Genomic DNA, 19748 nt, shown 5'->3' with positions numbered 1-19748 from the left:
CGCGGATATTATCAGGCGGCGATGGTGATGACAGCGCCCGGTGTCAGGGCAGCCACGAGCGCTCCGGTATCGACCTCGGATGCGCAAACCTCGCCCGGCCTTTCGGCCTCGGATGCTCCATTAAAGGAGATCACGACATGACCCATCTCGCGGACCTTGCTCCAGGCCGTGGAGCCGACCGCCGTTATCGTCGCCGACACCGGTCCGAGCGTGATCGAGGCGCCCGTCGCCGGCGCCTCGTCGCTTGGGCCTTCCTCCGTCTTGTGCAGCACGGAAACTTCGGCCAGTTCGGGAGGCGAGCCATCCGCGAAAAGGATGATCACGCCGCCCTCGGCGAGGTCCGCCACTTCGGGTCCGATGGCTGTGACCCGTGTCTTGAGAAGAACCGACATATGGCGAACCTCGTTTTACCTGTGATTTAGAACACGATCAGGGAGACGACCCATGCTATCAGCACGGAGACCGGGCCCATGATCTGGCGGCTGATGAGCACCGCCGGCACGCCGATTTCGATCGTCTTCGGCTTGGCCTCACCGAGCGCCAGACCGACGGGGACGAAATCGCAACCCACCTGGGTGTTGTAGGCAAACAGCGCCGGCAGAGCCATTGCGGGCGAGATGGTGCCGTTGGCGATCTGCGGGCCGATGATGGCGACGCCGATGACCTGGGCGATGACCGCGCCTGGCCCCAGGATGGGCGACAGGAACGGCAGGCCGCAGATGGCCGAGATGACCAGCAGGCCGACGATGTTGTTGGCCAGCGGACCCATCGGCTGCGCCAGCACGTCGCCGATGCCGGTATAGAGGATCAGGCCGATCAGCATGGTCACGAAGGCCATGAAGGGCAGCACGTTGCGGACAACCTGATCGATGGTGCGGCGGCCGGAGTTGAAGAAGATGCCGACCACGCGGCCCATGACGCGGCCGATGGAGCTGATCAGGCCGATAAGCCCGCCTTCGCTCGGCAGCGGCTCGGCCGCCCTGGCAGTAGTGTTGTTGCTTGAACTCATCGATGCTGCTCCCCCCGCAGTGGTGACCGCTTCGGATCCGTCCGCCATTGTGATATTGGCCGGCTTCACGCCCGAAACGTAGATGTCTTCGGTGATGAACTGGGCGAGCGGACCCGCCTGGCCGACCGGCGTCAGGTTGACGGTCGGGATGCGCTTGCGCGGATAGACGCCGCAGCGCGCGGTGCCGCCGCAGTCGACGACGACGACCGCCATCTCGCTTTCGACCGGCGGCGACTTGAAGCCGTCGACGGCCTCGGCGCCGGTCATGTCGGCGATGAGCTGCGCCACCGGATGAATGCCGCCGCCGGTCACGGACACGACCTTGCTGCGCTGCTCGGTCGGCTCGATGACCAGAGGGCCGCCCCAACCAGTGGAGCCCTTCGATATCTTTACTGCCTTGTATGTCTTGGCCATGGTGTCCTCCCGCCCTTAGAGATCGACGCCCTGGCGGCGCGCCATGATGGCCGTGATGCGCTCGGTCAGGATGCCCTTCAGCAGTATGACCACGAGGCCGACGATGGCGTACCAGATCGCCACCTTGACGTGATAGCCGTTGGCGATGACGCCCCGCTTCTCGAGATCGAGCAGCGCGACCAGCATGCCGCCCCAGACGAAATATTCGCCGGGGTTGATATGCGGGAAAAGGCCGAGCGGCGGATGCACGTAGGACACCGCCGCGTCGTAGAAGGCAGGCTTGTGCTTTTCTTCCAAGAAGGAGCCGAAGGTATAGGCCATCGGGTTGGTGAGGAAGAACACGGACAGGACCGGCAGCACCGTATAGCGGGTCAGCGCGATGCGACCGGCGCCGCGGGCGAGACCGTGGACGCGTTGCTCGCCGACCAGTTCGGTGACGGCATAGAAGGCGGTCATCAGCACCACCAGCGTCGGGATGATGCCGGTGACGAAGCCGGCGAACACTTCGCCGCCCTTCTGGAAGATGCCGATAAAATACTTGCCGATCGCGGTCAGCCAGCCGAGCTGCTCTTCCTGCTGCACGTTCTTCAGCTGTTCCTTCAGCTGATCGGCGGTGACCGGCGCATTGTCGGTGGTCGCCTGCGCCAGGACCACGAGATGATCGGTGGCATGCTCGACGCCGAGCTTGCCGTGCCAGGCTGCATCGGAGACCATGGTGCCTGCGACATGCAGGTTATGCACCGCCAGGTCGGCATGCTGCGCCAATAATGTGATTACAGACATTTCTCCTCCTTATGACCCCCGCCGGTCGTTCCCAGCCGGCTGCCGGCGTCCGTTTATGCCCTTGCTACGTTCAAGCCGGACAGGCCCGGCTTCTTCCCCGGCTCCGACCGCGCGCGGTCGATCTGCTCGATCGCCCGTTTCACGGCCTCGGCCACACCGGGTTCCCCCTCCCCCATGATCGCAGGGTTGGACCGGAGTCGATCGAGGGGGATGCCCTCGAATTCTTCATGTCGCTTGAACTTGGTCAGCACCGAACGGCCGCTCATGACCATCATGCGGCGCACGATGAGATCCGGCGTCACGACGATCAGCGCAATTGTGCCCTTGGCCAGCCGTCCGCGGAAATTGCCCGCGCCGACGAAACCGTCCTTGAACTCTCCGGTGACACCTTTGAAGACGTCCGAATAATGCCGCATCTGCAGCCAGACACCGAGCGATTGCAGCGCCCAGACAACAAACAGCAGAAGCAGCGCCCACTGCCAGATCGCCATTTCGGTTTTCCTCCCGAGTCGCTTTCTCCGGCACATATTGAACGGAGCGGAGCGGACCCGAAAGTGAGAACATTTGTTTCCTAGAATGTCAACATGTATTATATTAGCCGCTATAACGCTCCACAGTCGGCTGGCCGATTTCGGCATCGGCGGCCCTTGTGCTAGCCTGTCTTCAAACGGGATATGAGGATATGGATCTGCCTTTCAGGCACGAACTCGCGCTTATGCCGGACCTTCGCCACCGGCTGCGGCAGTTGCGCTGGTTTCGCGCCACCTTCCGCAGCAGCGCGAAGGTGGTGTCGGAAACGTTTGGCGTTCGTTTCGAGATCGACGAGGCCAAGCTGACGCGCGCCTTTCTCGACTGGATCGAAGTCATGGAAGCGCAGAAGCGATTCGCCGCGGTCGACCGCGCGGACTTCATCGTCTTCGCCGCCGGGCTGGTGCTGCGCGAGCTGATCCGGCAGGCGCCGGCGCGGGAGGTCTCAGGTCTCGGCGAAATGATCGAGACCGAAGCCAATGCCGGCACGGCGGAAATCGTGCGCTTCTGGCCGGAGGGATTCCTCTATACCAACTACTGCGTGTCGGCGATCCTGGCCGTGCACGAGCAGGAGTTCGGCACGGCGCCCAGCATTGATAAATGCGCCGACGACCTGCGCACCTGGTGGTCCTATCGCGAGAACGCGACGGAAATGCCCGCCTATGCCGTGGCGTTCCTCGATCGCTTCCTCGGCGCCGAGCCGAACTGGATCACACCCGACCGCGCCCAGTCGCGCCAGGCCATGCAGCGCGCGCTTGGATCCTCGCCGGTCAGCGAGGCGCTGCGCCAACTTTGAGGGGTTGGTCGCAGCAGCCTTACTATTGAACATCTGACTTTTTATCGATAGCGATGTGCGGATTCGAACCGAGGCCGGGAGTGGCGCGTGGCTAGACTGATGATTTTCGACTGCGACGGCGTTCTCGTCGACAGCGAGCCGCTGGCCGCCAAGGCCTATGAGCGCGTTTACGAGAAACACGGCATGCCCGGCGTCCATGGCGGCATCATCGCTCAGTGCATCGGCATGAAGCAGGCCGACATCATCGTGAAGATCAAGGAACTGACCGGCCACCAGTTCCCGCCCGCCGCCGACGGCGACATCTGGACCGAGACCAAGCTGCTCTTCTCCGAAGAGTTGAAGCCGACGCCCGGGATCGCGCCGTTCCTGGGCGCGCTTGCCGGAGACCGTTGCGTCGCTTCCTCATCCTCGGTCGAGCGCATCAACCACAGCCTGTCGGTGACCGGACTGTCGCGCTTCTTCGGCGAGGCGATCTTCTCCTCCTCGATGGTCAAGAACGGCAAGCCGGCGCCGGATATCTTCCTCTACGCCGCCGAGAAAATGGGCGCAAAGCCGGCTGACTGCATCGTGCTCGAGGATTCGCCGTTCGGCGTCCAGGGCGCGGTGGCGGCCGGCATGATCGCGATCGGCTATACCGGAGGCGGGCATACTTATCCCGAGCATGGCGCGCGGCTGAAGGCCGCCGGCGCCGATTTCGTCTGCGCCGACTGGCACGATATCAGCCGGGAGTTGGCCAGGCTGGGCGTGCCGGCTTGAGTTAGCGGAGACTGGGGAAGCGACGGCGGGTCCACTCACCGGGCGGGACCAATCCCCCCACGCGGAAGTTGAAGGACAGGACCCTCGTCGCATCGGCGTCGACCTCGCAACGAAAGCTCAGATCGTACCATTGAGTTGTCGTGCTGAAAGCGGTCTGGGTAGGATTAAGAACATTGCCTTGCTTCAGCGGAATGGTCGGCAGCCATTTGGGCGAGTAATCGGCGCTTTGCAATTCCTGGTTCAGCACATTGGCGCAAAGATTGGCAACGCGCTGATCGCGCGGCACGTTCTCCATCGAACTTGTGGCCAGCGCGTTGCCGGTCGCACCCGGCGAATAAAGCTTTCTGACACCCGGCAGGCCGGAATAGATCGGCGATCCCGCGACTTCACTGTCGGCAGGGTTTGACCTTCCCGGGTTTCCGCTTGGCGCTCTCAAAGCTCTTGCAGATTTGAACTTCGTCGCCTTGGAAGCTTTAGGCTTTGGCTTCTCGGCCGGCGCAGGCTTGTTGCCAGCTTCGGCCGCCAGCGGCTTTGGCTTTTCGGCCGCTTGCTTTTCGGTGGTTTGCGGAGCGGCTTCCTGCTTTTCCGGCTGCTGTTTATCGGTGTCCTCGGTCGCCTGCTTCTCCTCGCTTTGCTCGGGTTTTTCGACCGGCGCGGCGGTTACCGGCTTTTCTTGAGCCTTGCTGGAATCCGCCTGCTGCTCGGGCGTCGCAGGTGGAGCGGCCTGATTGGGCGCGGGTTTCGGTGCGACAGGAGGCTTCGCGGGTTCATCCTTGGCCGGCGACGACGTGTTGGCTGGAGCGCTGCCGCCGTCGGGAGCTTTCTGCGGGCCGGTATCCTTGTCGCCATACTGAAAGACCCGCTTCAAAACCGGAATGTCCTGCGGCTTCGGCGGCTGCGGAGGCGGCGGCTTTTGCACGGGCTGCTCAGGCGGCTTCTCGGCCTTCTTTTCAGGCGTCGGCTCCGGCGGCTTTGGGGCGGGCTTCGGCTTGGGCTGATCGGGCGGCGGCACGATCGCGACGTTGACCGGCTGTTCCTGCTGATCCGGCAGTTGGTCGGGTCTCGGCAGGCCAAAGAACATGAACGCTGCGATCAGCGCATGCAGGAATAGCGATGCGGCCAAGGCCCATCGCCAATTCCGAAACCATTCCCGCATCTTGCCGTTCATTGCGCCCGATGTGGAACGAAATGAAGGCGGCTTCAAGCACTTGCCGGAATTCGCAAGAGCTGCCGGCCTGACAAGTCGGTGATCAAAGGCGTAAGAACAAGCCGGATCAACAGCCGGCTGGGCTGGCTTACACCAGCATGCCCATCGGATTTTCGATCATGCGCTTGAAGGCGCCCAGCAGTTCGGCGCCGAGCGCGCCGTCGACCGCACGATGATCGGTCGAGAGCGTGACGGACATGACCGTCGCAATCTTGATCTCGCCCTTCTTCACCACAGCCCGCTCCTCGCCGGCGCCGACCGCCAGGATCGTCGCATGCGGCGGGTTGATGACGGCGGCAAAGTCCTTGATGCCGAACATGCCGAGATTGGACACCGCCGTTGTGCCGCCTTGATACTCTTCCGGCTTCAGCTTGCGGCTCCTGGCGCGGCTGGCGAGATCCTTCATCTCGTTGGAGATGACCGACAGCGTCTTTTCATCCGCTTTGCGAATGATCGGCGTGATCAGGCCGCCGGGGATCGACACCGCAACGCCGACATCGGCGTGCTTGTGCTTGACCATGGCGTTCTCGGTCCAGGACGCGTTGGAATCCGGCACAGCCATCAGCGCCATGGCCATGGCCTTGATGACCATGTCGTTGACCGAGAGCTTGTAGACCGGAACCTCGCCCTTGTCGGTCTTCCGCATCGGGGCCGCGGCATTCAACTGCGTGCGCAGCGCGAGCAGCGCGTCGAGCTCGCAGTCGAGCGTCAGATAGAAATGCGGGATGGTGGACTTTGCCTCGACCAGGCGGCGGGCGATGGTCTTGCGCATGTTGTCATGCGGCACGAGCTCGTAGGAGCCGTCGGCGAACAGCTTCAGCACCTGGTCGTCCGACATCGGCTTCGCAGCAGGAGCCGGAGCGGATGGTGGGGCCTCGGCCGGGCCCGGCGATACGACCTCGGCAGCAGGCTGAGCAACGGCTGCGCCTTTCGCGGCGATTGCTGCTTCAACATCGGCGCGCACGACGCGGCCGCGCGGACCGCTGCCTTTTATGCCGGTAATCGAAAAACCCGCCTCGCGCGCCAAGCGGCGCGCGAGCGGCGTTGCACGTGCGGCCGACGGCGATTGGCTGATCTCTCCACCTGCGGAGGAGATGGCCGGCAGGCCAGAAGGGGGCGTATCAGGCTGAGAGGCCAGAGGAACCGCGCCTTCCTCTGTCGGCTTCGCCGAGATCTCCCCCTCATGGAGGGAGATTGGAGCGCCGTTCTGTGTCGCGCCCGCTTCATAGACTTCGTCGTCGGCATAGATCCATGCGACGGGCTCACCGACGGGAATGTCGACGCGCTCCTTGCCGGTGACGTTGCGCAGCGTGCCGCTGGCCGGCGCGTCGATCTCCATCGCCGCCTTGTCGGTCTCGATCTCGAAGAGCACGTCGCCCTTCTTGACGTGAGCGCCCTCCTCGGCGAACCAGCGCGAGATCTGGCCGGTCGCCATATCCATGTCGACCTTGGGAAGAATGACTTCGGTCGGCATCGCTCAGCGAACCCCTTTCACGAGGTCGCGGGCGGCGGCTATGATGTCGGGAACCTGCGGCACGGTGGCCTTTTCCAGGTCCGGATTGTAGGGGATCGGCGTCTCGGCGCCGCCGAGGCGCACGATTGGCGCATCGAGATAGTCGAACGCCTCGCTCTCGGCGACCAGCGCGCTCACTTCGGCGCCGATGCCGAGCGTCTTCACCGCTTCGTAGACGCAGAGCAGGCGCGAGGTCTTCTTCACGCTGTCGATGACGGCCTGCCGGTCGATCGGGCGGATCGTGCGCAGGTCGACCACTTCGATGTCGATGCCCTCGCCTTTGAGCGCGGCCGCGGCGTCGAGCGCCTTCTGCACCATGATCGAGGTGGCGACGATGGTGAGGTCGCGGCCCTCGCGGCGAATCTCGGCCTTACCGATCGGAACGGTATAGTGGCCCTCGGGCACATGGCCCTTCATCTTGTAGAGCAGCTTGTGCTCGAAGATCATGACCGGGTCCGGATCGGCGATCGCGGCCAACAGCATGCCCTTGGCATCGTGCGGTGTCGCCGGCTGAATGACCTTGAGGCCGGGCACATGGCCGAGCCAGGCCTCCAGGCTCTGGCTGTGCTGCGCGGCGGCACCCGTGCCGGAGCCGGCCGGGAACCGCATCACCACCGGCACCGAGACCTCGCCGCCGAGCATGAAGCGCATCTTGGCCGCCTGGTTGACGATCTGCTCCATGCCGAGCGTGGCGAAATCCGAGAACTGGAATTCGAAGATCGGCCGCATGCCGGTGACGGCCGCGCCCACCGCGACGCCGGCGCCGCCCAATTCCGAAATCGGCGTGTCGATCACCCGGTCGGTGCCGTAGCGCTCGACCAGATCGCCGGTCACCTGGAAGGCGCCGCCATAGACGCCGATATCCTCGCCCATCAGGAAGACGCGCTCGTCCATGTCCATGGCGATCGCCATGGCTTCCTGGATCGCCTGGGCGTAGCTCAGTTCACGCACCGCGGCGTCCATCACGCATGCTCCGTGTAAACATAGTTCTCAAGGGTGGCGATCTCGGGCGCCGGGCTCTCCTTGGCGAACTCGATGCCGTCGGCGATCTCCTTGGCAACCGCGTCGCGGATCGCCTGGATGCCCTGGTCGTCGATGAAGCCGAAATCGCGCAGCTCAGTCTCGAACAGCGTGATCGGATCGCGGTTCGCCATCCAATCCTCGATCTCTTCCTTGGTGCGGTAGCGGTTGCGATCGCTCTTGGAATGGCCGCGATGACGGTAGGTCTTGGATTCGATCAGCGTCGGCCCCTCGCCCGCGCGCGCCCGCTCGACCGCCTTGAAGGACGCCTCGGCGACCTCGGAGAAGATGTTGCCGTTGACGATGACCCCGGGCATCGAATAGGCGGCCGCCCGCTCGGCGATGTTCTTCACTGCTGTCGAGCGCGCCGTCGAGGTCGACATGCCGTAGCCATTGTTCTCGCACACGAAGATCACCGGCAGCTTCCAGATCGCCGCCATGTTCAGCGCCTCGTGGAAGGCGCCTTCATTGTTGGCGCCGTCGCCGAAGAAGGAGACCACGACCTTGCCGGTCTTCATCATCTTGGACGAAAGCGCGGCCCCCACCGCGATCGGAATGCCGCCGGCAACGATGCCGTTGGCGCCGAGATTGCCCTTGGCGACGTCGGCGATGTGCATGGAGCCGCCGCGGCCCTTGCAGTAGCCCGTGGTCTTGCCGAAGAACTCCGCGAACATGCGGCTGACCTCGGCACCCTTGGCGATGCAATGGCCATGGCCGCGATGCGTCGAGGTGATCTGGTCATCCTCGGCGAGCGGCATGCAGATGCCCATGGCGCTGGCTTCCTGGCCGATCGACAGGTGCATGGTGCCGTGGATAAGGCCCCGCATGTAGCACTCTTCCGCGCCCTCTTCGAAGCGGCGGATAAGGTACATCTTATGGAGCACCTGCCTCAGTTGCTCGGGACTGTACTGGCGATAGACGAAAGGCAGGTTGGCCCGGCTATCCAGGACGGCTTTGCTGGCTCCGGCCATGATCACGCCTCCACAGCGCCGTAGACGAGCTTATCCTGGCGGGCGCGCAGTTCGGCGATCTTCGAACCCGGCGCGGGCGCGGCGTTGGCATAGGTGATGAGCTCGCCCTTTTTGATGGGCGCCGTGACGGAGCCGCCCTGCAGCAGCCCGCAAGGGATGGCGCGCGCCGCATGGGCTTCCGACGCCGTCATGATCCAGGCGCGATAGCAATATTCGCCGATGGCATCGAGCTTGTCGCCGGGCTTCAGATCCTTCTTGGCGACCGCGCAGACCTCGGCCACCGGCTTGGCCAGCGGCACCATGTCGGCCTTGCCGTACAGCACGACGCGGGCGCAGGTCAGCGGCACTTCCAGCGAGGTCAGGTGATAAGGGCGGTGGAAGGTGAAGTACGGGCCCTTGCCCATCTTCAGGTCTTCCATGCGCTCCGAAATGCGCGGATGCGACATGTCGGCCACGACGAAGACGCCGGGCGCCACGCCCTTGCCGATCGAATAGTCGACGACACCGACTTTCGACAGCACGCCGCCGTCCTTCTCGGGCACCAGCACCTTCGACAATTCGCCGAGCGTCGCGGACGGACCGTGCATGCCGGGCTTGTCGGGAACCAGCCCGGTCGCGTTGGCGATCGCCGCCATCTCGACCATGGTCTTTGAACCGTCGACGAATTCGACCAGCATGCGCACATTCATATGGCGGCGCTTCGCCTCCTCCTCATAGTCCGGAGGCGTGGCGTCGATGTTGAGCGGGTTGTTCTTGCCCTTGCCGGCGGCAACGATCGGGTGACCCATGGCGGAGACGAACTCGATCAGCTCCATGCAGGAAGACGGCTCGTCGCCGGCGCCCAGCGAATAGGTCACGCCAAGGCGGTCGGCTTCGCTCTTCAAATAGGCGCCGATGGTGACGTCGGCCTCGACATTCATCATCACCAGATGCTTGCCGTGTTCCATGGCGCGCAGACCGATCTCGGCGCCGACGGCCGGAACGCCGGTCGCGTCGATGACGACGTCGATCAGCTCGTTGCCGATGATCAGGCTGGAATCGCTGGTGACGGCTATCTTGCCGGCCTCCATGGCCGCTGTCATGGCCGATGCGTTCGACACTTCCCGCGCGTGTCCGGTTTCCTGGAACGCGATGTCGACGGCTTTGCTGGCCGCGGGAAGGTTCAATTCGGAAATGGCACCGATCTCGATGCCCGACATATGGGCGACGCGGGTGACGATGTCGGTGCCCATTTCACCGGAGCCGATCAGGCCGATACGGATGGGCTTGCCGGACTTGGCTCGTTCCTCGAGATCGCGGGCAAGACCCGTCAACGAAACATTGGATGCCATACCGTTATTCCCTCCCATATCGCATGCTGTTCGGTTGCTTGACCGGTATTGAACATATGTATTTCTGTCAAGACTAATGTCCAGAATTTGGCCATCGGTCGACGCTTTTCGGATTGGTCGGGGCGCAACGACGAAACGCGTCGACGGCGAGCGTCCTGTGCAGAGCCAAATGGGAAGCGAGCGCTTGCCATAGGGCGCCGGTCAAAGCTGCGCGGCAGGCCGTTCGCGGGCCGCGAAAAGATATCTAGGCGGGAATTGTTACTGGCAAACGTCGACCCATACGGCACCGACCAGATCGGCCATGCGCTGCGGCGTGATGCGCACCGCGGCATTGGTGGCGCCGGCGGCGGGAACCACTTCGTCGAAAGGCTTGAGCGACAGGTCGCAATAGATCGGCAGCGGCGCCGGCAGGCCGAACGGGCAGACGCCGCCCGGCGGATGGCTGGTGGCTGCCAGCACCTCCTCGCCGCCCAGCATGCGAGGCTTGCCGCCCATCCTGTCCTTGAATTTGCGATTGTCGAGCCGGGCGACGCCGCTGGTCACGACCAGCATGGTCTCGTCTCCAACGCGCAGGCAGATCGTCTTTGCGATCTGCGCCGGGGTGACGCCATGCGCTTCCGCCGCCAGCGCGACAGTGGCCGAGCTGGCTTCGGTGACAATGACCTCGATATCGGGCGCATGCTCGGCAAAGAAGGTGCGAACCGATTCCAAGCTCATGGTGATCCCTCGTCTGTCGAACAGCGGCGATCGGCGAATCGCATGATGCGACCGATCTTGGCAAGAGCCGAAGCCTGTGCCGTACAGGCACTAAAAAGCCCACCGGGCGAAATCCCGGCGGGCTTTTCGGTGGACGCTTTTTGCGTCTCTATTGATGGATAGGCCGGTTCTCTTCGGCCGGCACTTTGATCAATTCATCTTCCGGCATCTGAAGCGCCGAAGCGATGCGGCGGAGCTTGGCGGGGTCGGCGTCCTTGCCGTCCTCGATGTCGACGATCTCGCCCACGGCCAGCCCGCAGGTCAAAGAAAGCTCCTCGATCGTATATCCCCTCGTTTCGCGAGCGGCTTTCAATGGGTTGAGGCCGGACGCGGCAATGACGTCGTTCGAAACAGTGTTTCGTGCGGTGTTGGGCATGGCAACTCCTTGAGATGAAACAGGGTCTGATGAAATGGTGTTGCCTGAGACGGGCGGGAGAATGCTCGTTAACACATGATTTGCCAAGAGCACCGATGCGGCGTCACGCCATCGTGAAGCGGCGGTTTGGCCAAATGCCTCAGGCTCTGCACATGTAAGGTCGCGTGGCGCTCGATCAAGTTCTTTTGAGGGTCCGAGACCGGATTCACCGGGATTTTCGACATCCCGATTCGTTAGCTTGCCGTCACCGGCTGCCGACAGACGGCGCCGGAAGCTTCTCGAAAGGATCGCATGCCATGAATTTGAAATCGTTCGCAATTGTGCTTGGCACAATCTCAAGCATCATCGGCGCGACGCAAGCATGGGCAGCGGATGCAGTGCGTGTTCGAGGTACTGTCGTCAGCGTTGCCGGATCGACGCTGACGGTGAAGGATCGCAACGGCAAGACCGATACGATTACGCTTGCCGACGGCTGGAAGATTTCCGGTGTCGCCAAGGCATCGGCGGCCGATATCAAGCAGGGTGATTTCCTCGGCATCGCCTCGATATCCAAGGCCGACGGCGGCAGCGGCGCGTTGGAGGTCGTGATTTTCCCGGCCGCGCTGAAGGGTACGGGAGAAGGCGATCGCGACTGGGATTTGCAGCCCAACAGCCGCATGACCAACGGCACCGTCGCAGACGTCACCGAAATCGAGGGCCGCACGGTCACGCTCACCTATGACAATGGCCAGAAGAAACGGATCGCGATCCCGCAAACCACACCGATCGTGACGTTCGCCACCGCCACACCGGCGGATCTCACGCCGGGTGTAGCAGTGTTCGTCAACGCCGAGCGCGGCGGCGACGGCAAGCTCGTCGCCAATCGCGTCGTGGTCGGGAATCACGGTGTCGCGCCGCCCATGTGAACCCAAGCGGCCGCATCTTCGGAGTTCCAAAAGATCGCAATCTTCGCCCATCAGCGCGGGGACGAAGCGCAAGGGGGCTTCTCAGAAACAATCCAGAAACAAAAATCTACATTTGGGAAAAATTGTCGAAAAAAACCAGGAGGATAGTTCCTATCGCGAGGCTTGGGTCACCGATTTTGCTCCGGTGAATCTCGGAACGCCCGCGTAAAAAGGAAACGAAGTCATGAAGAAGTCCCTTCTCTCCGCGCTCGGGCTCGCTCTGGCCCTGGCTTTCACCATGCCGATCCTCGGCGCCAGCAGTGCCGACGCGGCTCCGATGAAGAAGCATCATCATCATCGTCATCACCACAGGCACCACCACCGTCACCATCATCATCGCCACCACCACAAGATGGCTCCGAAGAAGGCCTGATCCTTCCGTTTTGCCGATGGGAAGGCAGGCCTTCGCTGCCAGAGCGGACCAGCCTTCCCGTCGGATCTTTCTCTTTAGGCATCCAGCGATGTCCCTGATCTGCCGGCCAGACACCGCCTGCTGTGTCGTCCTGACGCCGGCCAACCGGCTTTCGTTGCCCGCTTCGCCTGGAGATCGCCTATCTGCCAAATCCCGCCACCCGACGCACTACAACCAGATAATGTTGTGGCGGAAGATCGTCGCCGCAATCCGCTGGTCGTGGCGCTGACCGACAAGCTGGCGGCGAAGTGAGCCGCTTCTATGCCGGGCGAAGCGCGCAGGAATGCGTGCCGCGCAACGCCAACAAGAGACGGACCCCGGACCGTCCAGTCCGCCGATATCGCCGGCCAACCGAAAAAATCGCGCGGCACATGAACCTTTCCATTGATGGCAGCACTAAGCGGTCATGGGCGCTGCGAAGGCGCTCCTCAACCCCACGGGACGCCTGGACGGCGATCCCTCAACCAATGGAAGGAAATGCTCAAAATGACCAACTTCAAGCGTATCACGCTCGCCGCCGCTCTCGTCGTCTCGGCGTTCGGCTCGGTCTCGTCGCCGGCTTTCGCGGGCACGCATCCGACCGGCGACGGCGGCGCGGTCTGTAAAGGCCACGGCTCGTGTCTGGTGCTGCAGCTCGATTGCAAGGGCACCTATACCGACGCCACCGACAAGAACGGCACCGTCTACGGCAAGTGCAGCCAGGTCATGAAGGTCGACCCGAAGACCCGGCTCAAGCTGGCGAACTGATCGTCTGTAAGCCGAGTTGCATGGAAATGGCGGCCGTCGAGGACGGCCGCCATTTCTGTTTCAATCTCGTCGATCGATCAGCGCCGGCTGACGAGAAGCCCGGCGAGCAATCCGACCACGACAAGGCCGACGGCCACCGCCGTCGCCGGATGATCGCGCGCCGTACGCTCGATCGCCCTGCCCCTGCGCCTTATTGCCGGCAACGCCTCCTGGAGGCGATCGGCAAGTTGCGTGTAGTAGTCGGACGCCATCTCGCTGCCGTCCTCGTAATAGGCGCCACCGCGCCTGGCCAAAACTTTCTTGAGATCGTTCAATTGCCGCGAAAGCGCCGCGACCTGCTTGTCGATATCGAGGTCGGAGAGGGTCGAAAACGATGCCATGCTTGTTGTCCTTCTCTTCGAGAAGACCTAACGCATGGACGACAAGCCAGTTCCTGCGGGCCGACCGCGCCGCATCAAGCGGCATGATGGCCGTTCAACGGACCTGGTCGAGCAGGCGTTTGCACTCCAGCAGATCGAACAGCGCCTCCTGCAGCAGGGCCCGATTGTCACGCGACAATTTCGAGGAGTCGGGTTGGACGGGACCTTCGTCATCGCTCTTGCCGAGGCCGAAGAAACGGCGGCTGGGCTTCACCTTGGGCTGGCCGACCAGTGCGTCCTCGTCGCCGCGCGGCTGGGCGGCCGCCGTAAGCGGCACCTGCTCGGCCTGGCGGCGCTGGGCGATCGCCTCCACGGCGGCCATGTCGCCATTGCCGATGGCCACCAGAAAATGATTGCCGTTCTCGCGCAACAGCTTCTGCACGCCTTTGATCGTGTAGCCCTGATCATAGAGCATATGCCTGATGCCCTTGATGAGCTCGACGTCCTGAGGCCGATAGTAGCGCCGGCCGCCGCCACGCTTCATCGGTTTGATCTGGGTGAAGCGCGTCTCCCAGAAACGCAGCACATGCTGCGGCAAATCGAGGTCTTCCGCGACTTCGCTGATGGTGCGGAACGCATCGGGGCTCTTGTCCATGGGCCAATCCTCCACACTGGACCACGATCCGGGCATGATACCGAATCGCCCCTTATTTCAGCGATTTATGAAACGATATTCAAGCCCAGCGTCAAAACCGCCGGCGCTTTTCAACCGCATTCGCCAGCAAACTACTTCCAGCAAACTACTTGCTGCCCTTGCCCTTGCTGTTCTGGTGCGAACGCAGGATCCGGTTCTTGAGCACATTCGACGATTTGAACGTCATCACCCGGCGCGGCAGGATCGGCACTTCCTCGCCCGTCTTGGGATTGCGGCCGATGCGCTCGTTCTTGGAACGGACATGGAAGGTGGCGAAGGAAGACAGCTTCACCGTCTCGCCTCGAACTATAGCCTCGCAGATCTCATCCAGGACGGCCTCGACGAGCTCGGCCGATTCAGTTCGCGACAAGCCAACCTTCCGGTAAACGGCTTCAGCTAGGTCGGCACGCGTAAGTGTCTTTCCCCCCATGCGACCGTCCCATCTGCTCGCAACACGTAAATCGATACAGGTAAAGGCAGAGCCTAAGTAATTGATCCGTCAAGGTCAAGAACCGAACCAGCGCGTTCGGCACTTACCAGCGGAGCAATACCGCGCCCCAGGTGAAACCTCCACCCATCGCCTCGAGAAGCACAAGGTCGCCCTTCTTGATGCGGCCGTCGGCGACGGCCACCGAGAGAGCGAGCGGCACCGAGGCAGCCGAGGTGTTACCGTGTAGATCGACGGTGACCACCACTTTCTCTTCGGCAATCCCGAGCTTCTTGGCGGAAGCGTCAATAATCCGTTTATTGGCCTGATGCGGCACGAACCAGTCGAGGTCCCCGGCCGTTATGCCGGCCTGGCCGAAGGTCGCCTCGATGACATCGGTAATCATGCCGACGGCGTGCTTGAACACTTCACGACCTTCCATCCTGAGATGACCGACGGTTCCCGTGGTCGAAGGGCCGCCGTCGACGAAGAGCTTGTCCTTGTGCACGCCGTCCGAGCGCAGGCTTGCCGCCAAAACGCCGCGATCGGCGATCGCCCCGGCGCCCTCTTCCGCTTCGAGAACCAGCGCTCCGGCGCCGTCGCCGAACAGCACGCAGGTCGAACGATCGCTCCAGTCGAGGATGCGCGAAAATGTTTCCGAGCCGATCACCAGGACGCGTTTGGCGAGGCCGCCGCGGATATAAAGGTCGGCGGTGGCGACGGCATAGACGAAGCCCGAGCATACGGCCTGCATGTCGAAGGCGAAGCCGTGATGCATGCCGAGCCGGTTCTGGATTTCGACGGCCGTCGCCGGGAATGTGTTGTTGGGCGTCGAGGTCGCCAGAATGATGAGGTCGATATCGGCGGGCGTCATGCCGGCGCTGTCGAGCGCGGCGCGCGCGGCCGCCTCTCCGAGCGAGGCCGTCGTCTCGTCGTCGGCCGCGACGTGGCGCTGGCGAATGCCGGTGCGCTGGACGATCCACTCGTCGGAGGTCTCGACCATGCCTTCGAAATCGGCATTCTTCATGATGCGGCGGGGCAGCGCGGCACCGTTGCCGCGCACGACTGATCTGATCAAAGCTCGTTCCTATTCCTCGGCGTCGGCCGCGACACCGGATTTCCTGTTTGCCTGCGCAGTCGGGTTGCGCGCATGGAACAGATCGAGGTCGGCCTCGATCCGGTCAAGCAGATTGTTGCGCACCATGTCGTAGCCGAGCTCGATGGCTGCCGCGAAGCCATCCGAATCGGCGCCGCCATGGCTCTTCACCACGATGCCGTTCAACCCAAGGAAGACGCCGCCATTGGAGCGACCGACATCCATCTTTTCGCGCAGTCTGTCGAAGGCGCCCTTGGCGAAGACATAGCCGATCTTGGCCATGAGGGTGCGGCTCATGGCGGCGCGCAGATAGCCGGCGATCTGCCTTGCGGTGCCTTCGGCCGTCTTGAGCGCGATGTTGCCGGCAAAGCCCTCGGTGACCACCACGTCGACGGTGCCCTTGCCGATATCGTCGCCCTCGACAAAGCCGCGATAGTTCATTGAGGCCATGTTGGCCTCACGCAGCATGCGGCCGGCTTCCTTGACCTCTTCCTGGCCCTTGATCTCCTCGACGCCGACATTGAGCAGGCCGACGCTCGGCCGCTCGACGCCGAACACCGAACGCGCCATGCCGGTACCCAGAATGGCGAAATCGATAAGCTGATGCGCATCGGCACCGATGGTGGCGCCGACATCGAGCACCACGCTTTCACCGCGCGTCGTGGGCCAGAGCGCCGCGATCGCGGGGCGGTCGATGGTGGCCATGGTGCGTAGGCAGAATTTCGACATCGCCATCAGCGCGCCGGTGTTGCCGGCCGAAATGCAGGCCTGCGCGCCACCGTTCTTGACCGCCTCGACGGCCTTCCACATCGACGACTTCCAGCGGCCGTGGCGCAGGGCCTGGCTCGGCTTGTCGTCCATGCGCACGGCGACCTCGCAATGGACGAACTCACTCACCTCGCCGAGTTTCGGAAATTTCGCAAGCTCGGGACGCACCACGTCCTCGCGGCCGTAGATGACGAAGCGGATGTCAGGACGGCGGATGGCGACCGTCATCAGCGCCGGGATGACCACGCTCGGTCCGTGATCGCCGCCCATGGCATCGATGGAAATCCTGATCACGTGGTATTTTTCTCACGGTTTGCCTGGCTTGCGGCGAACGCCTGCCAAGGTAAGGGGGCTCGCGAAGGTTCGGCGAAAATAGCGGTTTTGGGCTGACGCACAACCAACTTTTCCAAAATCCGGACCACTCTCAGGATTTTCCAAGCAGCGAACGCAGCTTTTTCTGGAATTCGCTTTCCTCAGGCTGGTCGTCGCCGGTAACCTCGAGCGAGGCCCCCGGCTTGCGCGGATAGGGATCGATCGCCAGGCCGAAAAACTGCTCCGCAAGCGCGCCGACGTCGATGGTGTCGCCGGAAAATGTCTCCGGACTGTCCGGTCCGTCGGCGTCGAGGATGATCTCGCCGCCGCCCTCGAAGCCTTCGCGCCCAAGCTTCGACTGCTCGGGCAGAAACAGCGCCTCGACTGGCTCGTCGATATGCGCGGTGACCGGATCCAGGGTGACGATGCAGGCTTGCGTGATGTCGGCCTCGACGCGGCCGGTGACCTTGACGCCATTGCGTTTCCAGGAGGTCAAGAGCAGCTCGGCGCGATAGCTTTCGACCGAAAGCAGATCATGTTCGGCGGCAAGCGATTGACGCTGGCGTTCATCGGCCTCGACCACGACGGGCAGGCCCTTTTGCGGCAGCCGCGCGACATTGGCGACAAAGGATACCGGGCTTTGCAATTCGGCGTCTTTCATCAGCGCCTCCTTCACGTGGTCCCGGCGGCCGGGAACGCGGCGGTGCCGGCCACGATCGATTCGGTCGGCTGCGCTGCAAGCTTCCGCGAGGCCTCGCGGACATAGTCCGCCAGCAGCGGCGCCTGCGGCCAGGAACCGGCGTCCGGCCTGACATTGCGGGCAAGCGCCGCCGCAAGCGCCACCCGATCGTCCTGCCTGAGCGCGTCGTCGTAAGCGGCCGTGCGGCCGTAAAACATCTTTGCCAGCTTCTTCATGCGCTTGGGCACGCCGACGTCGCTGATGCCAAGCTCGCGCAGCGAATGCTCGACATCGAGAAAGAACTCGTCGATCAGCACTTGCGCGACCTCGGCGGCGGCACCTTGGTCGCCATGCAGCCGATGCTGGACGAGATACATGTGCAGCGACAGCATCTCGAAGCGGCCGAGCGGCGTATCCGGCACATTCCAGTCGGAATAAAACACCGTTTGCCGCGCCGCCGCCACGATTTGTGCGTAGAGCGCGTCGGTGATAGCGCGGTTGGCGTTGCGTTCGCGGCCAAAAAGGCGCTGGAACATTGAGGGCGGTCTCCCGGGGACCTGTTGTTTAATTTGGCCTTGTTGCATCGGCATCGAAGCTGGTTTACCGGTTTTGCGGCCCAGCGCAAGTTGCGGGGATGTTATGGAGAATTGTTGTTGGGTGCGCTGAAATTCAAGTCGTTCTTTGCGCCCGCCCCGGTGGGCGTGGCTTCGCTGCTGGTCGTGGTATCAGCGCTTTCCGCCTGCAACTCGTCCAAGATGTTCGGCGATCTCCATCCAAGCGAGACGCTGACGAAAGGCTACGTCATCGACCAGCAGGCGATCGATTCGGTACCGGTCGGGGTCGAGCCGCGAACAGGTGCTTTTGGCGCTGGGCACGCCGTCGACGACGGCGACCTTCGATAATGAGGCCTTCTACTACATCTCGCAAACGCGCAAGCGCTACGTCGCCTTCGACAACCCCCGGATCATCGACCAGCATGTGCTGGCGGTCTATTTCGGCGCCGACGGCCGCGTCACCCAGATCGCCAATTACGGTCTCAAGGACGGCAAGATCTTCGACTTCATCTCGCGGACGACGCCGACCGGCGGCAAGGACCAGAACTTCCTCAGCCAGATCATCAGCGGTGCGAGCAAGCTGGCGCCCGGCGTCCCCGGCGGCGGCAGCGGCGGTACGCCTTAAGTCTATCTGCAGAACAATCAGCACCCGCCGCCTCGTCGGCGGGTTTTGTTTACGCGCTGCCAGGACGCATACTTGCTTATATTCCAGCGTCCCCCTATCAATTTGCTGGGGATTGGGGACCTATCATGAGCAACAGCGCTCGCACTGTGCCGCAAGGCTGGATGGCGACGGGCACGCCTGACCGGCAGACCGTGACACCTGACTGGCTTGTCGTCGATGCGCCGACAATCGACGGCGTCGCTCTCAAGGAAATCCGACCTGTCGCGACTTCGACCGGCTACCTCACTGAGGTCTTTCGCGAAGAATGGGATCTCGACGGACTTCCCGTCGGACAGGTGTTTCAGCGCACGCTTTATCCCGGCGCGGTGACGGGATGGCATGCCCATGGCGTCACAACTGACCGGCTTTTTTGCTCGGTGGGCAGCGTTCGCATCTCACTGTTCGACGGTCGCAAGGCATCGCCGACATTCGGCACGGTTTGGCACAAGATTGTCGGCGCGGTCAGGCCCGCGATCGTCGTCATTCCGCCGGGCGTCTGGCACGGTGTGGTCGCGCTCGGACCGGAAACGGCGTTGGTGCTCAACCTCGTCGACAAGGCCTACGCCTATGACGCGCCCGATCATTGGCGCCTGCCGCCGGACACGGAACAGATTCCCTACAAGCTGGTGTAG

The 19748-nt window shown here is 63.0% G+C and carries 24 protein-coding genes and 1 pseudogene; 7 read left to right on the top strand and 18 right to left on the bottom strand.

Annotation, left to right across the window (positions count from 1 at the left end):
• Positions 1-11 precede the first annotated feature (11 nt).
• The 4 genes from ACVMIM_RS19855 to ACVMIM_RS19840 are packed head-to-tail and all read right to left on the bottom strand — an operon-like array spanning position 12 to position 2697.
• The gene (locus tag ACVMIM_RS19855) at positions 12-392 is read right to left on the bottom strand and encodes a PTS glucitol/sorbitol transporter subunit IIA (RefSeq protein WP_278050774.1); all 381 of its coding nucleotides are present in this window, start codon (positions 390-392) and stop codon (positions 12-14) included.
• Positions 393-418: 26 nt separating this feature from the next.
• Positions 419-1423 (bottom strand): PTS glucitol/sorbitol transporter subunit IIB, encoded by a 1005-nt coding sequence (srlE, locus tag ACVMIM_RS19850; protein WP_476114055.1) that lies wholly within the window; start codon positions 1421-1423, stop codon positions 419-421.
• Positions 1424-1438: 15 nt separating this feature from the next.
• Positions 1439-2206, bottom strand: a complete 768-nt coding sequence (srlA, locus tag ACVMIM_RS19845; RefSeq protein WP_476114053.1) for a PTS glucitol/sorbitol transporter subunit IIC — start codon at positions 2204-2206, stop codon at positions 1439-1441.
• A gap of 53 nt (positions 2207-2259) precedes the next feature.
• The gene (locus ACVMIM_RS19840) at positions 2260-2697 is read right to left on the bottom strand and encodes a transcriptional regulator GutM (protein ID WP_224509260.1); all 438 of its coding nucleotides are present in this window, start codon (positions 2695-2697) and stop codon (positions 2260-2262) included.
• 191 nt (positions 2698-2888) lie between these two features.
• Here ACVMIM_RS19840 and ACVMIM_RS19835 point away from each other — a divergent pair, with 191 nt between their 5' ends.
• Together ACVMIM_RS19835 and ACVMIM_RS19830 are read left to right on the top strand one after the other, a co-directional pair.
• Positions 2889-3530, top strand: coding sequence for a hypothetical protein (locus ACVMIM_RS19835; RefSeq protein WP_476114051.1), 642 nt, complete (start codon positions 2889-2891; stop codon positions 3528-3530).
• Positions 3531-3629: 99 nt separating this feature from the next.
• Complete coding sequence (locus ACVMIM_RS19830) at positions 3630-4286, top strand: HAD family hydrolase (RefSeq protein WP_476117304.1); 657 nt, start codon at positions 3630-3632, stop codon at positions 4284-4286.
• Position 4287: 1 nt separating this feature from the next.
• Here ACVMIM_RS19830 and ACVMIM_RS19825 read toward each other — a convergent pair whose 3' ends face one another.
• The 7 genes from ACVMIM_RS19825 to ACVMIM_RS19795 all read right to left on the bottom strand — a co-directional run bounded on the left by ACVMIM_RS19825 (position 4288) and on the right by ACVMIM_RS19795 (position 11547).
• A complete protein-coding gene (locus tag ACVMIM_RS19825; RefSeq protein ID WP_476114050.1) occupies positions 4288-5454 on the bottom strand; it encodes a DUF930 domain-containing protein in 1167 nt (388 codons plus the stop codon).
• Between the two features lie 127 nt (positions 5455-5581).
• Positions 5582-6967 (bottom strand): pyruvate dehydrogenase complex dihydrolipoamide acetyltransferase, encoded by a 1386-nt coding sequence (locus tag ACVMIM_RS19820; protein WP_476114049.1) that lies wholly within the window; start codon positions 6965-6967, stop codon positions 5582-5584.
• A 3-nt stretch (positions 6968-6970) separates the two neighbouring features.
• Positions 6971-7969, bottom strand: a complete 999-nt coding sequence (locus ACVMIM_RS19815; RefSeq protein ID WP_476114047.1) for an alpha-ketoacid dehydrogenase subunit beta — start codon at positions 7967-7969, stop codon at positions 6971-6973.
• The gene (locus ACVMIM_RS19810; RefSeq protein ID WP_476114046.1) at positions 7969-8997 is read right to left on the bottom strand and encodes a thiamine pyrophosphate-dependent dehydrogenase E1 component subunit alpha; all 1029 of its coding nucleotides are present in this window, start codon (positions 8995-8997) and stop codon (positions 7969-7971) included. The genes ACVMIM_RS19815 and ACVMIM_RS19810 overlap by 1 nt, the downstream gene beginning before the upstream one ends.
• 2 nt (positions 8998-8999) lie before the next feature.
• A complete protein-coding gene (locus ACVMIM_RS19805) occupies positions 9000-10328 on the bottom strand; it encodes an NAD(P)H-dependent oxidoreductase (RefSeq protein WP_476114045.1) in 1329 nt (442 codons plus the stop codon).
• Positions 10329-10586: 258 nt separating this feature from the next.
• Complete coding sequence (locus ACVMIM_RS19800; RefSeq protein WP_476114044.1) at positions 10587-11045, bottom strand: YbaK/EbsC family protein; 459 nt, start codon at positions 11043-11045, stop codon at positions 10587-10589.
• A gap of 148 nt (positions 11046-11193) precedes the next feature.
• A complete protein-coding gene (locus tag ACVMIM_RS19795; RefSeq protein WP_476114043.1) occupies positions 11194-11547 on the bottom strand; it encodes a helix-turn-helix domain-containing protein in 354 nt (117 codons plus the stop codon).
• Positions 11548-11756: 209 nt separating this feature from the next.
• Here ACVMIM_RS19795 and ACVMIM_RS19790 point away from each other — a divergent pair, with 209 nt between their 5' ends.
• The 3 genes from ACVMIM_RS19790 to ACVMIM_RS19780 all read left to right on the top strand — a co-directional run bounded on the left by ACVMIM_RS19790 (position 11757) and on the right by ACVMIM_RS19780 (position 13563).
• Positions 11757-12365 carry a hypothetical protein gene (locus ACVMIM_RS19790; protein ID WP_476117303.1) on the top strand — a complete coding sequence of 203 codons (609 nt, stop codon included), beginning with the start codon at positions 11757-11759 and terminating at the stop codon, positions 12363-12365.
• Between the two features lie 223 nt (positions 12366-12588).
• Positions 12589-12777 (top strand): hypothetical protein, encoded by a 189-nt coding sequence (locus ACVMIM_RS19785; RefSeq protein ID WP_476114042.1) that lies wholly within the window; start codon positions 12589-12591, stop codon positions 12775-12777.
• A gap of 525 nt (positions 12778-13302) precedes the next feature.
• Complete coding sequence (locus ACVMIM_RS19780) at positions 13303-13563, top strand: hypothetical protein (protein ID WP_476114041.1); 261 nt, start codon at positions 13303-13305, stop codon at positions 13561-13563.
• Between the two features lie 77 nt (positions 13564-13640).
• Here ACVMIM_RS19780 and ACVMIM_RS19775 read toward each other — a convergent pair whose 3' ends face one another.
• The 7 genes from ACVMIM_RS19775 to ACVMIM_RS19745 form a co-directional block, all read right to left on the bottom strand.
• Positions 13641-13943, bottom strand: coding sequence for a glycine zipper domain-containing protein (locus tag ACVMIM_RS19775; protein WP_476114040.1), 303 nt, complete (start codon positions 13941-13943; stop codon positions 13641-13643).
• A 94-nt stretch (positions 13944-14037) separates the two neighbouring features.
• Positions 14038-14577, bottom strand: coding sequence for a MerR family transcriptional regulator (locus tag ACVMIM_RS19770; protein ID WP_040983239.1), 540 nt, complete (start codon positions 14575-14577; stop codon positions 14038-14040).
• Positions 14578-14722: 145 nt separating this feature from the next.
• Positions 14723-15046 (bottom strand): integration host factor subunit alpha, encoded by a 324-nt coding sequence (locus ACVMIM_RS19765; RefSeq protein WP_040999910.1) that lies wholly within the window; start codon positions 15044-15046, stop codon positions 14723-14725.
• A 103-nt stretch (positions 15047-15149) separates the two neighbouring features.
• A complete protein-coding gene (locus ACVMIM_RS19760; RefSeq protein ID WP_476114039.1) occupies positions 15150-16121 on the bottom strand; it encodes a beta-ketoacyl-ACP synthase III in 972 nt (323 codons plus the stop codon).
• Positions 16122-16130: 9 nt separating this feature from the next.
• Positions 16131-17201 (bottom strand): phosphate acyltransferase PlsX, encoded by a 1071-nt coding sequence (gene plsX / locus ACVMIM_RS19755; protein WP_040999912.1) that lies wholly within the window; start codon positions 17199-17201, stop codon positions 16131-16133.
• Positions 17202-17331: 130 nt separating this feature from the next.
• Positions 17332-17880, bottom strand: coding sequence for a YceD family protein (locus ACVMIM_RS19750; RefSeq protein WP_476114037.1), 549 nt, complete (start codon positions 17878-17880; stop codon positions 17332-17334).
• 11 nt (positions 17881-17891) lie between these two features.
• Positions 17892-18434, bottom strand: coding sequence for a ubiquinol-cytochrome C chaperone family protein (locus ACVMIM_RS19745; RefSeq protein WP_476114035.1), 543 nt, complete (start codon positions 18432-18434; stop codon positions 17892-17894).
• A 117-nt stretch (positions 18435-18551) separates the two neighbouring features.
• Between ACVMIM_RS19745 and ACVMIM_RS19740 the strand changes: the two are divergent.
• Together ACVMIM_RS19740 and ACVMIM_RS19735 are read left to right on the top strand one after the other, a co-directional pair.
• A pseudogene (locus tag ACVMIM_RS19740) lies at positions 18552-19077 on the top strand (outer membrane protein assembly factor BamE).
• 125 nt (positions 19078-19202) lie between these two features.
• Positions 19203-19748, top strand: coding sequence for a dTDP-4-dehydrorhamnose 3,5-epimerase family protein (locus ACVMIM_RS19735; protein ID WP_476114034.1), 546 nt, complete (start codon positions 19203-19205; stop codon positions 19746-19748).

This window comes from Mesorhizobium sp. USDA 4413 (genome assembly GCF_056280365.1).
The sequence above is the reverse complement of the archived record's forward strand: the minus strand, read 5'-3'. Positions and strand labels throughout refer to the sequence as shown.

Excerpts from the sequence above, each read along its gene's own strand:
- ACVMIM_RS19855 (WP_278050774.1), bottom strand. The coding sequence starts at position 392 with ATGTCGGTTCTTCTCAAGACACGGGTCACAGCCATCGGACCCGAAGTG.
- srlE (WP_476114055.1), bottom strand. The coding sequence starts at position 1,423 with ATGGCCAAGACATACAAGGCAGTAAAGATATCGAAGGGCTCCACTGGT.
- srlA (WP_476114053.1), bottom strand. The coding sequence starts at position 2,206 with ATGTCTGTAATCACATTATTGGCGCAGCATGCCGACCTGGCGGTGCAT.
- ACVMIM_RS19840 (WP_224509260.1), bottom strand. The coding sequence starts at position 2,697 with ATGGCGATCTGGCAGTGGGCGCTGCTTCTGCTGTTTGTTGTCTGGGCG.
- ACVMIM_RS19835 (WP_476114051.1), top strand. The coding sequence starts at position 2,889 with ATGGATCTGCCTTTCAGGCACGAACTCGCGCTTATGCCGGACCTTCGC.
- ACVMIM_RS19830 (WP_476117304.1), top strand. The coding sequence starts at position 3,630 with ATGATTTTCGACTGCGACGGCGTTCTCGTCGACAGCGAGCCGCTGGCC.
- ACVMIM_RS19825 (WP_476114050.1), bottom strand. The coding sequence starts at position 5,454 with ATGAACGGCAAGATGCGGGAATGGTTTCGGAATTGGCGATGGGCCTTG.
- ACVMIM_RS19820 (WP_476114049.1), bottom strand. The coding sequence starts at position 6,967 with ATGCCGACCGAAGTCATTCTTCCCAAGGTCGACATGGATATGGCGACC.
- ACVMIM_RS19815 (WP_476114047.1), bottom strand. The coding sequence starts at position 7,969 with ATGGACGCCGCGGTGCGTGAACTGAGCTACGCCCAGGCGATCCAGGAA.
- ACVMIM_RS19810 (WP_476114046.1), bottom strand. The coding sequence starts at position 8,997 with ATGGCCGGAGCCAGCAAAGCCGTCCTGGATAGCCGGGCCAACCTGCCT.
- ACVMIM_RS19805 (WP_476114045.1), bottom strand. The coding sequence starts at position 10,328 with ATGGCATCCAATGTTTCGTTGACGGGTCTTGCCCGCGATCTCGAGGAA.
- ACVMIM_RS19800 (WP_476114044.1), bottom strand. The coding sequence starts at position 11,045 with ATGAGCTTGGAATCGGTTCGCACCTTCTTTGCCGAGCATGCGCCCGAT.
- ACVMIM_RS19790 (WP_476117303.1), top strand. The coding sequence starts at position 11,757 with ATGAATTTGAAATCGTTCGCAATTGTGCTTGGCACAATCTCAAGCATC.
- ACVMIM_RS19785 (WP_476114042.1), top strand. The coding sequence starts at position 12,589 with ATGAAGAAGTCCCTTCTCTCCGCGCTCGGGCTCGCTCTGGCCCTGGCT.
- ACVMIM_RS19780 (WP_476114041.1), top strand. The coding sequence starts at position 13,303 with ATGACCAACTTCAAGCGTATCACGCTCGCCGCCGCTCTCGTCGTCTCG.
- ACVMIM_RS19775 (WP_476114040.1), bottom strand. The coding sequence starts at position 13,943 with ATGGCATCGTTTTCGACCCTCTCCGACCTCGATATCGACAAGCAGGTC.
- ACVMIM_RS19770 (WP_040983239.1), bottom strand. The coding sequence starts at position 14,577 with ATGGACAAGAGCCCCGATGCGTTCCGCACCATCAGCGAAGTCGCGGAA.
- ACVMIM_RS19765 (WP_040999910.1), bottom strand. The coding sequence starts at position 15,046 with ATGGGGGGAAAGACACTTACGCGTGCCGACCTAGCTGAAGCCGTTTAC.
- ACVMIM_RS19750 (WP_476114037.1), bottom strand. The coding sequence starts at position 17,880 with ATGAAAGACGCCGAATTGCAAAGCCCGGTATCCTTTGTCGCCAATGTC.
- ACVMIM_RS19745 (WP_476114035.1), bottom strand. The coding sequence starts at position 18,434 with ATGTTCCAGCGCCTTTTTGGCCGCGAACGCAACGCCAACCGCGCTATC.
- ACVMIM_RS19735 (WP_476114034.1), top strand. The coding sequence starts at position 19,203 with ATGAGCAACAGCGCTCGCACTGTGCCGCAAGGCTGGATGGCGACGGGC.